At 64.7% G+C, this 13,344-nt stretch carries 11 protein-coding genes; 7 read left to right on the top strand and 4 right to left on the bottom strand.

The genetic code is table 11. The features are described 5' to 3' along the window. Positions 1–61: 61 nt before the first annotated feature. The 6 genes from PVZ78_RS03935 to PVZ78_RS03910 all read left to right on the top strand — a co-directional run bounded on the left by PVZ78_RS03935 (position 62) and on the right by PVZ78_RS03910 (position 8,106). Entirely contained in the window at positions 62–1,585 is a 1,524-nt protein-coding gene (locus PVZ78_RS03935; protein WP_007931196.1) for a fumarate hydratase, read from the top strand. A 145-nt stretch (positions 1,586–1,730) separates the two neighbouring features. Continuing rightward, the gene (locus PVZ78_RS03930) at positions 1,731–3,497 is read left to right on the top strand and encodes an ATP-binding protein (RefSeq protein ID WP_028683254.1); all 1,767 of its coding nucleotides are present in this window, start codon (positions 1,731–1,733) and stop codon (positions 3,495–3,497) included. After that, positions 3,491–4,825 (top strand): sigma-54-dependent transcriptional regulator, encoded by a 1,335-nt coding sequence (locus PVZ78_RS03925; protein ID WP_273828253.1) that lies wholly within the window; start codon positions 3,491–3,493, stop codon positions 4,823–4,825. Before PVZ78_RS03930 ends, PVZ78_RS03925 begins: the two co-directional genes overlap by 7 nt. Positions 4,826–5,095: 270 nt before the next feature. After that, complete coding sequence (locus PVZ78_RS03920) at positions 5,096–6,418, top strand: MFS transporter (protein ID WP_009050506.1); 1,323 nt, start codon at positions 5,096–5,098, stop codon at positions 6,416–6,418. 489 nt (positions 6,419–6,907) lie between these two features. Then, a complete protein-coding gene (locus PVZ78_RS03915) occupies positions 6,908–7,333 on the top strand; it encodes a hypothetical protein (protein ID WP_273828252.1) in 426 nt (141 codons plus the stop codon). 143 nt (positions 7,334–7,476) lie between these two features. Further along, positions 7,477–8,106, top strand: coding sequence for a flavin reductase family protein (locus PVZ78_RS03910; RefSeq protein WP_028683257.1), 630 nt, complete (start codon positions 7,477–7,479; stop codon positions 8,104–8,106). Positions 8,107–8,145: 39 nt separating this feature from the next. Here PVZ78_RS03910 and PVZ78_RS03905 read toward each other — a convergent pair whose 3' ends face one another. Both PVZ78_RS03905 and PVZ78_RS03900 read right to left on the bottom strand, forming a co-directional pair. Further along, positions 8,146–8,418: a hypothetical protein gene (locus PVZ78_RS03905; protein ID WP_009050509.1), complete on the bottom strand. Its 273-nt coding sequence runs from the start codon at positions 8,416–8,418 to the stop codon at positions 8,146–8,148. 9 nt (positions 8,419–8,427) lie between these two features. Next, a complete protein-coding gene (locus PVZ78_RS03900) occupies positions 8,428–8,793 on the bottom strand; it encodes an antibiotic biosynthesis monooxygenase family protein (RefSeq protein ID WP_009050510.1) in 366 nt (121 codons plus the stop codon). 331 nt (positions 8,794–9,124) lie between these two features. Here PVZ78_RS03900 and PVZ78_RS03895 point away from each other — a divergent pair, with 331 nt between their 5' ends. After that, positions 9,125–10,057: an AraC family transcriptional regulator gene (locus PVZ78_RS03895; protein ID WP_009050511.1), complete on the top strand. Its 933-nt coding sequence runs from the start codon at positions 9,125–9,127 to the stop codon at positions 10,055–10,057. Between the two features lie 66 nt (positions 10,058–10,123). Here PVZ78_RS03895 and PVZ78_RS03890 read toward each other — a convergent pair whose 3' ends face one another. Together PVZ78_RS03890 and PVZ78_RS03885 are read right to left on the bottom strand one after the other, a co-directional pair. Continuing rightward, the gene (locus PVZ78_RS03890) at positions 10,124–11,572 is read right to left on the bottom strand and encodes an aldehyde dehydrogenase family protein (RefSeq protein WP_009050512.1); all 1,449 of its coding nucleotides are present in this window, start codon (positions 11,570–11,572) and stop codon (positions 10,124–10,126) included. After that, positions 11,569–13,206 carry a 5-guanidino-2-oxopentanoate decarboxylase gene (locus PVZ78_RS03885; RefSeq protein ID WP_273828251.1) on the bottom strand — a complete coding sequence of 546 codons (1,638 nt, stop codon included), beginning with the start codon at positions 13,204–13,206 and terminating at the stop codon, positions 11,569–11,571. Before PVZ78_RS03885 ends, PVZ78_RS03890 begins: the two co-directional genes overlap by 4 nt. Positions 13,207–13,344 lie beyond the last annotated feature (138 nt).

Genomic DNA, 13,344 nt, shown 5'->3' with positions numbered 1-13,344 from the left:
CGATGCACCCAAGCTGCAAGCACCTTATTAAATGTTCCCGTCTTTTAGAGGAGCGCGACTCATGACCGTGATCAAGCAAGACGACCTGATTCAGAGCGTTGCCGACGCCCTGCAATTCATTTCCTACTACCACCCCGTGGACTTCATCCAGGCGATGCACGAAGCCTACCTGCGCGAAGAATCGCCAGCGGCCCGTGACTCCATGGCGCAGATCCTGATCAACTCGCGCATGTGTGCCACCGGCCACCGCCCGATCTGCCAGGACACCGGTATCGTCACCGTATTCGTACGCGTGGGCATGGACGTGCGCTGGGACGGCGCGACCATGAGCCTGGACGACATGATCAACGAAGGCGTGCGTCGCGCTTACAACCTGCCGGAAAACGTCTTGCGGGCCTCGATCCTCGCCGACCCGGCGGGCGCTCGTAAAAACACCAAGGACAACACCCCGGCGGTCATCCACTACTCCATCGTTCCCGGCAACACCGTGGAAGTGGACGTGGCGGCCAAGGGCGGCGGTTCCGAGAACAAGTCGAAGATGGCCATGCTCAACCCGTCCGACTCGATCGTCGACTGGGTGCTGAAGACCGTTCCGACCATGGGCGCCGGCTGGTGCCCGCCGGGCATGCTCGGCATCGGCATCGGCGGCACCGCCGAGAAAGCCGCGGTGATGGCCAAGGAAGTGTTGATGGAATCCATCGACATCCACGAGCTGAAGGCCCGCGGCCCACAGAACCGTATCGAAGAGATGCGCCTGGAGCTGTTCGAGAAGGTCAACCAGCTGGGTATCGGCGCCCAGGGCCTGGGCGGCCTGACCACCGTGCTCGACGTGAAGATCATGGACTACCCGACCCACGCCGCCTCGCTGCCGGTGTGCATGATCCCGAACTGCGCCGCGACCCGTCACGCGCACTTCGTGCTCGACGGTTCGGGCCCTGCGTCCCTGGAAGCGCCGCCTCTGGACGCCTACCCGGAAATCGTCTGGGAAGCCGGTCCGTCGGCCCGTCGCGTCAACCTCGACACCCTGACCCCGGAAGAAGTGCAAAGCTGGAAGCCGGGCGAAACCGTCCTGCTCAACGGCAAGATGCTCACCGGTCGCGACGCCGCGCACAAGCGCATGGTCGAGATGCTGAACAAGGGCGAAACCCTGCCGGTGGACCTCAAGGGTCGCTTCATCTACTACGTCGGCCCGGTCGATCCGGTCGGTGACGAAGTGGTGGGCCCGGCTGGCCCGACCACCGCGACGCGGATGGACAAGTTCACCCGCCAGATCCTCGAGCAGACTGGCCTGTTGGGCATGATCGGCAAGTCCGAGCGCGGCCCGACTGCGATCGAAGCGATCAAGGACAGCAAGGCCGTGTACCTGATGGCCGTCGGCGGCGCTGCCTACCTGGTGGCCCAGGCGATCAAGAAGTCCAAGGTCCTGGCCTTTGCCGAACTGGGCATGGAAGCGATCTACGAGTTCGAAGTCAAAGACATGCCGGTCACTGTCGCGGTCGACAGCAAAGGCGAGTCGGTGCACATCACCGGTCCTGCCATCTGGCAGAAAAAGATCAGTGAAAGCCTGGCGGTAGAAGTGCAGTAAGCGTTTCGGCCGGTCACCCAAGGCGGCGTTGCTCGATGAGCAGCGCCGCCTTTTTCATGCCTGCCCGGGCCAGGGCTGTCCACGATCAACGAAGCCTCGGACAGGCATGTTATCTTGCCTGCCCCTTTCAGCCTGCCCTTGACTCATGGTCCAGATCTCCCGCCCGCTGCGCTTGACCTTCTATACCCTGGTGATTCTGGCCGGCGCCGTGGTCAGCGCGACCTTCGCCATGCGCCATGCCGAACGTCAGGCGCTGGAAGACGATGCCGCCCGCGCCAGCGAGCAACTGGCGTTGTACGCCAACTCCCTGCATACCCTGATCGAGCGTTACCGCGCCCTGCCCGCCGTGCTGGCGCTGGACCCGGAACTGCGCTCGGCGCTCAAGGGCCCGGTCGGCCCGGAACAGCAGGACGCCCTGAACCGCAAACTGGAACGGATCAACGGCGCCGCCCGCTCCTCCACCCTGGAACTGCTGGACCACACCGGCCTCGCCGTGGCCGCCAGCAACTGGCGCCTGCCCAGCAGCTACGTCGGGCACAACTACGGCTTTCGCCCCTACTTCAGCCAGACTCGCAGCCAGGGCAGCGGACGCTTCTATGCGGTGGGTGTCACCAGCGGCATTCCCGGCTATTTCCTCTCCAGCGCGGTCAAGGACGAGCAGGAGCAGTTCCTCGGCGCCATGGTGGTGAAACTGGAGTTTCCCGAACTGGAACGCGAATGGAGCCAGGGCAGCGACACCCTGCTGGTCAGCGATGCCCGTGGCATCGTGTTCATCGCCAACCAGCCGGGCTGGCGTTATCGCCAGTTGCGCCCGTTGTCGGACAGCGACCGCGCCGAACTCAAGGCCACCCGGCAGTACGACAAACAATTGCTGACCCCGCTTGAACACCGGCCGCTGCGGCGCTTTGACGACGACAGTACGCTGACCCGGGTCGAGGGCCCGGACGGCAGCGTCGACTACCTGTGGGAGTCCCTGCCCCTGGCCACCGAAGGCTGGACCCTGCACCTGCTGCGCCGTCCACAGATCGCCTTCGAAGACCGACGCAACGCCGGCCTGGCCGCCGCCGGCGCCTGGCTGACCCTGGTGTTCCTGCTGCTGTTCCTCAACCAGCGCTGGCGCCTGGCCAGGCTGCGCCAGCGCAGCCGCGAAGAGCTCGAACGCCTGGTCGAGGAACGCACCCGCGACCTGCGCACCGCCCAGGACGGCCTGGTGCAATCGGCCAAGCTGGCGGCCCTGGGGCAGATGTCCGCGGCCCTGGCCCACGAGATCAACCAGCCGCTGACCACCCAGCGCATGCAGCTGGCCACCCTGCGCCTGCTGCTCGATCACGGGCGGGTCGACGAGGCCTACCAGGCCCTGAAACCGCTGGACGACATGCTGACCCGCATGGCCAGCCTCACCGGCCACCTGAAAACCTTCGCCCGCAAGAGCCCCAGCGGCCTGCGTGAACGCCTGGACCTGGCGGCGGTGGTCGACCAGGCCCTGCAACTACTGGACACCCGGCTGCGCGACGAACAGGTCGACACGCGCCTGCAACTGACGCGCCCGGCCTGGGTGCGCGGCGATGCCATACGCTTGGAGCAGGTGCTGATCAACCTGCTGCGCAACGCCCTGGACGCCATGCACGACAAGCCCCTCAAGCACCTGGAAATCCGCCTCGAAGCCGACCAGCAGCTGTGGAACCTGAGCGTCATCGACAGCGGTGGCGGCATCGCCGAAGAACACTTGCCGAACGTCTTCGATCCGTTCTTCACCACCAAGCCGGTGGGCGACGGCCTGGGCCTGGGGCTGGCGGTGTCCTACGCTATCGTCCACGAACTGGGCGGGCGCCTGAGCGCCGGCAATCAAGGCCAGGGCGCGATCTTCACCCTGAGCCTGCCCATCGACCTGGAGGCGCATATCCCATGTTGAATTCGGTGATGCTGGTCGACGACGAAGCCAGTATTCGTACCGCCGTCGAACAATGGCTGAGCCTGTCGGGCTTCGAGGTGCAGCTGTTCAGCCGCGCCGAGGACTGCCTGGCCCGGCTGCCCAGGGACTTCCCCGGGGTGATCCTCAGCGACGTGCGCATGCCTGGCATCAGCGGCCTGGAGCTGCTCAAACAGGTGCAGCAACGCGACCCCGACCTGCCGGTGATCCTGCTGACTGGCCACGGCGACGTGCCGATGGCGGTGGAAGCGATGCGCGACGGCGCCTATGACTTCCTGGAAAAACCCTTCAGCCCGGAAACCCTGCTGAGCAGCCTGCGCCGGGCCCTGGACAAACGCAGCCTGGTCCTGGAGAACCGGCGCCTGCACGAACAGGCCGATACCCGGGAGAAAATCGACTCCACCCTGCTCGGCGTATCCCGCGCCTTGCAGACCCTGCGGCGCCAGGTGGTCGACCTGGCCGCGCTGCCGGTCAACGTGCTGATCCGCGGCGAGACCGGCAGCGGCAAGGAACTGGTCGCCCGCTGCCTGCATGATTTCGGGCCGCGCGCCGACAAGCCCTTTGTCGCCCTGAACTGCGCGGCGATTCCCGAGCAGCTGTTCGAAGCCGAGTTGTTCGGCCATGAAAGCGGCGCCTTTACCGGCGCCCAGGGCAAGCGCATCGGCAAGCTGGAATACGCCGACGGCGGCACCCTGTTCCTCGACGAGATCGAAAGCATGCCGCTGGCCCAGCAGGTCAAGCTGCTGCGTGTGCTGCAGGAACAGAAGCTCGAGCGACTGGGGTCCAACCAGAGCATTGCCGTGGATCTGCGGATCATTGCCGCGACCAAGCCGGACCTGCTGGACGAAGCCCGCGCCGGGCGCTTTCGCGAAGACCTGGCCTACCGCCTGAACGTCGCGCAGCTGCGCCTGCCGCCGCTGCGGGATCGGCGCGAGGACATTCCGCTGCTGTACGAGCACTTCGCCCATGCCGCCGCCGAGCGCCTGGGCCGTAGCGTCGCGCCCCTCAGCGGAGCGCAGTTGAGCCGCCTGCTCAGCCACGACTGGCCGGGCAACGTGCGCGAGCTGGCCAACGTCGCCGAACGCCAGGTGCTCGGCCTGGGCGAGCCCGAGCCGGAAGCCATCGACCCCGGCCAGTCCCTGGCGGCGCAGCAGGAAGCCTTCGAGGCGCAATGCCTGCGGGCCGCGCTGACCCGGCACAAGGGCGACATCAAGGCGGTGCTCAATGAGCTGCAACTGCCGCGTCGCACCTTCAATGAAAAGATGCAGCGCCATGGGCTGGCGCGGGAGATGTTTCTCGGGGAGGAGTGAGGCCCGAGGTCCTATCGCGAGCAAGCTCGCTCCTACAGGGATCACCTAGCTTCTGTAGGAGCGAGCTTGCTCGCGAAGACGCCCTCAGCAACACCACCCTCATCGGCAACTTTCCGCTCACGCACCTTCGCCAATGAGCGGATTTCCGCTCATCGAATTCTCAAGACCCTTCTAAACCGGGCCTCTCGGCTCCTGGCACAGCTCCTGCTATAGCCCCAGCAGGCTGCGTTTCGGCGCGCTCCACAAAAACAATTAAATGAAGGATCCGTCATGGATAACTCGCAAACCCTGCCTCTTGGGGCGGCAGCTGCGCCTGCCAAAGAAAAGACCACCGCCAGTCGTCTGAAATCGATCTTCAGCGGTTCGGTCGGCAACATGGTCGAGTGGTACGACTGGTACGTCTACGCCGCCTTCTCCCTGTACTTCGCCAAAGTCTTCTTCCCCAAAGGCGACACCACCGCACAACTGCTCAACACCGCTGCGATCTTCGCCGTGGGCTTCCTGATGCGTCCGATCGGCGGCTGGCTGATGGGGCTCTACGCTGACCGCAAGGGCCGCAAGGCCGCATTGATGGCCTCGGTACTGCTGATGTGCTTCGGCTCCCTGATCATCGCCCTGACTCCCGGCTATGAAACCATCGGCGTCGGCGCCCCGATCCTGCTGGTCCTGGCGCGCCTGATGCAGGGCCTGTCGGTCGGCGGCGAATACGGCACCTCGGCCACCTACCTCAGCGAGATGGCGACCAAGGAACGTCGTGGCTTCTTCTCCAGCTTCCAGTACGTGACCCTGATCTCCGGCCAGCTCATCGCCCTGGCGGTGCTGATCGTGCTGCAGAACGTGCTGACCACCGAAGAGCTGCAATCCTGGGGCTGGCGCATTCCGTTCGGCATCGGCGCCCTGTGCGCGATCGTCGCGCTGTACCTGCGTCGCGGCATGGAAGAAACCGAGTCCTTCACCAAGAAGAAGGAAAAGCCGAAAGAAAGCCTGATGCGCACCCTGATGCGTCATCCGAAAGAGCTGATGACCGTGGTCGGCCTGACCATGGGCGGCACCCTGGCCTTCTACACCTACACCACCTACATGCAGAAATACCTGGTGAACACCGTCGGCATGAGCATCTCCGACTCCACCACCATTTCCGCGGCGACCCTGTTCCTGTTCATGTGCCTGCAGCCGGTGATCGGCGCGCTGTCGGACAAGATCGGCCGACGTCCGATCCTGATCGCCTTCGGCATCCTCGGCACTCTTTTCACCGTGCCGATCCTCACCACCCTGCACACCATCCAGAGCTGGTGGGGTGCGTTCTTCCTGATCATGGCGGCGCTGATCATCGTCAGCGGCTACACCTCGATCAACGCGGTGGTCAAGGCCGAGCTGTTCCCGACCGAGATCCGCGCCCTGGGCGTGGGCCTGCCCTACGCGCTGACTGTGTCGATCTTCGGCGGCACCGCCGAATACATCGCGCTGTGGTTCAAGAGCGTCGGCATGGAAACCGGTTACTACTGGTATGTCACCGCCTGCATCGCCGTGTCGCTGCTGGTCTACATCACCATGAAAGACACCCGCAAACACTCGCGGATCGAGACTGACTGACCGGCAAAAAAAGCGCGAGGGTGCAAGGCCCTCGCGCTGTGCTGTCAGGTAAAAACCCATCGCGAGCAAGCGTGCTTCTGTAGGAGCGAGAGGGCGGCAATCCGACTTGCCCGCAATCACCGCAACACCGCCCGCTCAACGATCAAGACCTGCCCTCCAGCTCACGTAGCAAGCCCTCCGGCATTCATCGCCACCAGCATTCCCGCCCCCGCCAATCAAACCGTTGATCACGATTTTTCGACGGCCCGGACAGGTTAATGATCGGTTAATGCCCTGCCCGCATCCTGCCTCCATCGAAATCGGTGTCGGCGCGTCAAACACGTAGAAGTAGAAGCAGCAAAGCGGCTTTATGCAGTGGTTCCTGACGCCACAAACATCTATTTAATCGATATTTTTAAGCACCTATTTACGCTTTTTAATCAAATTAACTGGCGTAGTATCCATTTCACACCCACTGCACAAAACGTCAACGAACCTGGAGTGACCACCATGAAAAGCAAACTGATCCTCGCCCTGACCCTTTCCGTACTGGCTGCCAACACCTTCGCCGCCGATGGTTACGACCGCACTGGCTCGGCCACTTTCACCTCGGGCAGCTCGGCCAGCGCCAGCCTGGCTTCCGACGGTTTCGATCGTACCGGCACCGCCGCCGCTATCGCTGCCGATGGCTTCGACCACACTGGCACCGCAGGCGCAGTCGCCTCCGATGGTTTCGATCACACCGGCACCGCTGGCGCAGTCGCCTCCGATGGTTTCGATCGCACCGGTACCGCTGGCGCAGTCGCCTCCGATGGTTTCGATCGCACTGGCACCGCTGGCGCAGTCGCCTCCGATGGTTTCGATCGCACCGGTACCGCTGACGCAATCGCTGCCGACGGCTTCGATCGCACCGGGACTGCCGCCGCTATCGGCTAACCCTCAGGGATGTCCCGCAGCCCGGCTTCGGCCGGGCTTAGTGTTTCTGGCCCGGGGAAAAACCGCGCGCCGCAAGCTGGCATTCACGTTCAATGGCTTGCACTATGGCGAGCGTCCCCTCTTTGTCCGCGCAAGAGCCTGTCATGTCCGAAGACATTCATTACTACGAACCCGCCCAGGGCCACGGCCTGCCCCATGATCCGTTCAATGCCATCGTCGGCCCGCGGCCGATCGGCTGGATTTCCTCCCAGGACACGCAAGGCCGGCTGAACCTGGCGCCCTACAGTTTTTTCAACGCCTTCAATTACATTCCACCGATCATCGGTTTCTCCAGCGTCGGTCGCAAAGACAGCCTGAACAACATCGAGCAGACCGGCGAGTTCGCCTGGAACCTCGCCACCCGCCCGCTGGCCGAGCAGATGAACCAGAGCTGCGCCGCCGTATCGGCCGAGGTCAATGAGTTCGAACTGGCGGGGCTGACGCCCGTGGCCTCGAAAGTGATTGCTGTGCCGCGGGTAGCCGAAAGCCCGGTGTCCTTCGAGTGCAAGGTCACCCAGATCATTCAACTGCAGCGCGCGGATCAGGAGTTGGTGCCCAGCTGGCTGATCCTCGGCGAAGTGGTCGCCGTGCATATCGCCAAGTGGCTGCTCAAGGATGGGATATACGACACCGCCGCGGCAGAACCGATTCTGCGCGGCGGCGGGCCGGCGGATTATTTCCAGCTGGGGCCAGAGGCCTTGTTCAAGATGTTCCGCCCGGGGGCGGTCAGGTAGTTTTTCAGATCAGATAGCTTCTCAGATCGGCAACCTGGATCAGGCCGTTGCCCAGGCCAGTTCGCCGTCTTCGTTCACGTCGATCAACTGCTCAAGCTTCTGCGCGGCAGCCTGGTCGGCGTCATGGGCGGTCTTGAATTTCTGGTCGTCCAGGATCTTGTGAAAGCGCGGTGCCCCTGAACCACCCAGGGCCTTGACCGCGATGGCGGCGCTGTAGCCCCCTTCACCTGGAACCACGGCGGAAACCGCTTCGTATGCTGCAAACTCTTTACGTGCCATGTTGCTGGTCCTGGCCAATGGAAAGTCGGCCATTCTAAACCCTCAGCTGGCCAGCTGGTGTACCGGTGCCCCGTTCAGTTGTGCGTATTCGCCTTCGGCCTGGGCCGCCGAGACGTCGCGGAAGGTATGGAAATCCAGGCTGTTGACCACCAGGTCCTGGACCAGCTCGGCGAATATCGCCATGGCCGGCGAACAGAAGTAATCGGTCATTGCCTGCTGGCTGCTCCAGAATCCGGAGACCAGCCACAAATCAGCGTCGCACTGCGAATGCTGCAAGGCGAACTGCAGGCAACCTGTGGCCTGGCGGGATGGTTCGATCAGGCTGCTCAAGCGAGCACCCAGCTCGGTTGAGCGACCGGCGCGGGCGCGAACGAATGCCATGTGGCTGACGGGAATATGCGTGGACATGTGCGACCCTCCCAGGGTGGTGTCGAGGCAGCCATGGGACGGGCTGCGACAGGATCCAAGATTAAGCGTCCGGCGCAACGGCCGTTAGTCGATTCCTGCCAGCGCATTGCACAATCCTGCGAACCTGGCTGGACAACACCGAGGCCGGACCTGGCTGCGGAAAAAAACCACAACGTTGTTTCAAGCAAGTGACAGCCCGCGTGCAGGACCCGGCTCTGCTCACACGCGCACGCGCGGCAGGATCAGGCAAGATTTACGCAGGATTCGCCTACCCCTGGCGCTTGCACAAATTTAAGCTGTGGCCATTCGCAATCTTCCCGGAGGGGCCTTCATGTCATCGCTCGAAACCCAGCAGCCGCCACTGGATGCGGAGATGGAAAAACAGCGAGCGGAGCTGGCCGGGATCATTGCGCGCAACACCGGCGAAGACGGCAGCTACGCCACGGCGATCCAGTCGCTGTTCGTCTCGCGCTACAGCCACTCCCACGATTTCGCCTCGGTGCTGGCCCAGCCGGCCCTGTGCATCATGGCCCAGGGTCGCAAGGAAGTACGGCTGGCCGACGAGGAGTTCAACTACGACCCGCTCAACTACCTGGTGGTCTCGGTTTCCATGCCGTTGAGCGGGCGTCTGGCCGATGTCTCGCCGCTGGAACCGGTCCTGGCCCTGCGCCTGGACATCGACCCGGCCGAGATCAGCACACTGATCGCCGATGCCGGGCCGCTGGGGGTACCGAACCGTCCGGTCGGCCGCGGCCTGTATGTGGAGCGCCTGGATACGCCGATGCTCGACGCCGTGCTGCGCCTGACCCGCCTGCTGGATACGCCCAAAGACATCGCCATGCTCGCGCCGCTGATTCGTCGGGAGATTCTCTACCGGCTGCTGCGCAGCCCTCAGGGCCACCGGCTGTATGAGATTGCCATCGCCAACAGCCAGGGCCATCGGGTCAGCCAGGCCATCAAATGGCTGAACAGCAACTACGAGCAACCGCTGCGCATCGACGATCTGGCGCGCGGGGTGAACCTCAGCGTGTCGACCCTGCACCACCGCTTCAAGGCCATGACCGCCATGAGCCCCTTGCAGTATCAGAAGCAATTGCGCCTGCAGGAAGCCCGGCGCCTGATGCTGACCGAGGGGCTGGAGGCGTCCGCCGCCGGTTACCGGGTCGGCTACGAAAGCCCTTCGCAGTTCAGCCGCGAATACAGCCGCCAGTTCGGCGCCCCGCCGCTGCGGGACATGGCGCGCCTGCGCAGCAGCGTCCGATAAGCGCAATCACCGAAAACTGAAGACCCCATGCCTCCTGGCCAGGCATGGGGTGTTTTTTTGCGCGGCTCAGCGCACGCGAACCACGTGCTTGATCTCCTGGAACGCCTGCAATCCCCAGGGTCCCAGCTCGCGGCCGATACTGCTCTGCTTGTAGCCGCCCCAGGCGGTCTGCGGGAAGATCACCTGCGGTGCGTTGATCCACACCAGCCCGGCCTGCAAGGCATTGGCGACCCGCTCGGCGTTCTCTACATCGGCGCCGACCACACTGGCCACCAGGCCGAATTCGCTGTCGTTGGCCAGCGCGATGGCCTCGGCCTCGCTGGCGAAACTGCGCACGCAGAGCACCGGGCCAAAGATCTCCTCACGCCACAGCGCGCTGTCGAGGGGCACTTCGGTGAAAATAGTCGGCCGTATAAAAAAGCCGCGCGCGCGGTCCGTCGGACGCTCGCCACCGCATACCAGCCTGGCCCCGACACTCAGCCCGCGATCGATATGGCCCAGCACTCGCTGGTATTGCGCCTGGTTGACCAGCGCGCCCATCTCCACGTCCGGATCGAAAGGGTCCGCCACCCGAATCGCCTCGGCCCGCGCCTTGAGGCGCAGCAGGAACTCGTCCGCCAGTTCGTCGGCCACCAGCACCCGGCTGGTGGCGGAGCACATCTGCCCGGCGTTGAAAAAACCGCCGCCGCAGGCCAGCTCCACCGCCAGTTCGAGATCGGCATCCGCCAGCACCAGCAGCGAAGATTTGCCGCCCAGTTCCAGGCTCACGCCCTTGACCGTCTCCGCCGCGCGCTGCATGACCTGGACCCCGACCGCATTGCTGCCGGTGAAGGAAATCTTCGCCACCCGCGGATCGGCCGCCAGCGGCGCACCCACCGCCAGCCCGGTGCCGCAGACCAGGTTGAACACACCCTTGGGCAAGCCGCTCCGGGCAATGATCGCCGCCAGTTCCAGCTCCGGCAGCGGCGTGACTTCCGAGGGCTTGAGCACCACGCTGCAACCGGCGGCCAGGGCCGGCGCGAGCTTCCAGGCGGTGGTGACCATCGGGAAATTCCACGGCACGATCAAGCCGACCACGCCACAGGGGTCACGCCGTACACGGGCGCTGAAATCATCGCTGGGCAACGGCACGTCGCGATCCTGGGCGGCGTCCAAACCTTCGGCCAGCCCTGCGTAGTACTCAAAGGTGGCAATCACATCGTCGACGTCGATGGCCGCTTCGAATTGCGGCTTGCCGTTATTGCTCGACTGCAGGTGCATCAGGCGCTCACGGCGCTCGGCGACACCGGCGGCGATCCGCCGCAACACCGCGCCACGCTCGGCACCGCTGGCCGCGGCCCACTGCACCAGCCCGGCCTGGGCGGCCGTTACCGCCTGCTCGACGCTATGCCGGTCGCCACCACCGACCAGCGCCAACGGCTCTTCGGTGGAGGGATTGATCACCGGCAACAGCTCGCTGCCAGCACGCCACTGACCGTCGATGTAGAGGCCGTTCAACAGGTTTGCCTGACTCATGCCTGCACCGCCCGCATCCAGCCGGCCTGGTCGATTTCGATCAGGGTCGGTCCCTGGCGATCGCTGGCCGCGCGCAGCGCATCGCGCAATCCGTCGACGCTGTCGATGGCCTCGGCAGCGCAGCCCAAGGCCTTGGCCACGCCGATGAAGTCCGGCGTGTAGATGTCCACGCCCACCGGCTCGATGTCGCGGTTGACCATGTATTTCTTGATCTCTTCATAGCCCTGGTTATTCCACAGCAGCACGATGACCGGCGTGCGCGCTTCCACCGCGCAGGCCAGTTCCGACAGGGTGAACTGCAGGCCGCCATCGCCGATCAGGCACGCCACCGGGCCCCGGGCATGGCGCTCGGAAGCGCCGCCGAGCCAGGCGCCGATTGCCGCCGGCAAGGCATAACCCAAGGTGCCGTAGCCAGTCGAGGAGTTGAACCAGCGGCGCGGACGCTCGGGGTTGAAGGTCAGGTTGCCGCTGTACACCGGCTGCGTGGAGTCGCCGACGATGACGATCTCCGGCAACTCCTGCACTACGGTTTCGAGGAACAGCGTCTGCGCCCGGGTCGGCGCGTCCCACTGCTGCTCCAGTGCGTTGCGCAAGGCAGCGGCGCGGGCCGTGCCCCAGGCACTGTCGCGCTCGCTCAGCGATTGTTTGCCCAGCTCGGCCAGCAAGGCTTCGGTTGCGCTGTGCGCGTCGGCCACCAGCGCCACTTTCGGCGGATAGTTGCGCACGGTCTGGTCAGGGTCGATGTCGATGCGCAACAGGGCGCCCGGAATCTCGAAGCCACCGGCGAAAGTCACGTCGTAGTCGGTTTCGGCCAGTTCGGTGCCGATGGCCAGGACCACGTCGGCATCGGCCACCAGGGCGCGGGTCGCCACCAGCGACTGGGTCGAGCCGATCAGCAGCGGGTGCCGCGACGGCAGTATGCCCTTGGCATTGATGGTCAGGGCCACGGGGGCCTGGAGCAATTCGGCGAGGCGGGTCAGGGATGCAGCGGCATCGATCGCGCCGCCACCGGCGAGGATCAGCGGGCGCCGGGCGCCCGCCAGCAACTGGCTCATCCGGGCAACCGCGGCGGGCGCGGCGCCGGCCCGGGCGATGCTCACCGGTTCGCTGTCGAGCAGCTCATCGGCCTCCTCCACCAGCACGTCGAGGGGGATCTCGATGTGCACCGGGCGCGGGCGGCCAGCCTGGAACAGCGCGAAGGCGCGGGCCAGCACGCCCGGCAGTTCCGCCGCGGACATCAGGGTATGGGAGAAGGCCGCCACCCCGCCCACCAGGGCGCCCTGGTTCGGCAGCTCGTGCAGCTTGCCGCGACCGCCGCCGAGCTGGTTGCGCGACTGCACGCTGGAGATCACCAGCATCGGAATCGAGTCGGCATAGGCCTGGCCCATGGCGGTGGTGATGTTGGTCATCCCCGGGCCGGTGATGATGAAGCACACCCCCGGCTTGCCGCTGGTGCGGGCATAACCGTCGGCCATGAATCCGGCGCCCTGCTCGTGACGCGGCGTGACATGCCGGATGCGCGAACGGGCCAGGCCGCGATACAGCTCGACGGTATGCACCCCGGGAATGCCGAAGACCTGCTCGACGCCATAACCTTCGAGTAACTTGACCAACACTTCGCCGCACGTCGCCATGTCTTGCCCTTCTTGTTCGCTTGAGACGGTGTGCCTGGCTGGCCGCTGCATGGCCAGGCACGGGGAAGGCGTCATTGGAACGGGCCGCGTGTAGCGGGAACAATGGATAAAAAGTCATACTAGCCATGTCCTCACGTC

It is taken from the genome of Pseudomonas sp. SBT1-2 (assembly GCF_028640875.1).
In the GTDB taxonomy this organism is placed as follows: domain Bacteria; phylum Pseudomonadota; class Gammaproteobacteria; order Pseudomonadales; family Pseudomonadaceae; genus Aquipseudomonas; species Aquipseudomonas chlororaphis_I.
Note: the sequence above shows the minus strand (reverse complement) of the source record. Positions and strands in the feature narration are given on the sequence as shown.

Bases quoted from the DNA above. Each gene is read 5' to 3' on its own strand.
- PVZ78_RS03920 (WP_009050506.1), top strand. From the start codon at position 5,096: ATGGATAACTCGCAAACCCTGCCTCTTGGGGCGGCAGCTGCGCCTGCC.
- PVZ78_RS03925 (WP_273828253.1), top strand. From the start codon at position 3,491: ATGTTGAATTCGGTGATGCTGGTCGACGACGAAGCCAGTATTCGTACC.
- PVZ78_RS03900 (WP_009050510.1), bottom strand. From the start codon at position 8,793: ATGTCCACGCATATTCCCGTCAGCCACATGGCATTCGTTCGCGCCCGC.
- PVZ78_RS03935 (WP_007931196.1), top strand. From the start codon at position 62: ATGACCGTGATCAAGCAAGACGACCTGATTCAGAGCGTTGCCGACGCC.
- PVZ78_RS03915 (WP_273828252.1), top strand. From the start codon at position 6,908: ATGAAAAGCAAACTGATCCTCGCCCTGACCCTTTCCGTACTGGCTGCC.
- PVZ78_RS03895 (WP_009050511.1), top strand. From the start codon at position 9,125: ATGTCATCGCTCGAAACCCAGCAGCCGCCACTGGATGCGGAGATGGAA.
- PVZ78_RS03930 (WP_028683254.1), top strand. From the start codon at position 1,731: ATGGTCCAGATCTCCCGCCCGCTGCGCTTGACCTTCTATACCCTGGTG.
- PVZ78_RS03905 (WP_009050509.1), bottom strand. From the start codon at position 8,418: ATGGCCGACTTTCCATTGGCCAGGACCAGCAACATGGCACGTAAAGAG.
- PVZ78_RS03910 (WP_028683257.1), top strand. From the start codon at position 7,477: ATGTCCGAAGACATTCATTACTACGAACCCGCCCAGGGCCACGGCCTG.
- PVZ78_RS03890 (WP_009050512.1), bottom strand. From the start codon at position 11,572: ATGAGTCAGGCAAACCTGTTGAACGGCCTCTACATCGACGGTCAGTGG.
- PVZ78_RS03885 (WP_273828251.1), bottom strand. From the start codon at position 13,206: ATGGCGACGTGCGGCGAAGTGTTGGTCAAGTTACTCGAAGGTTATGGC.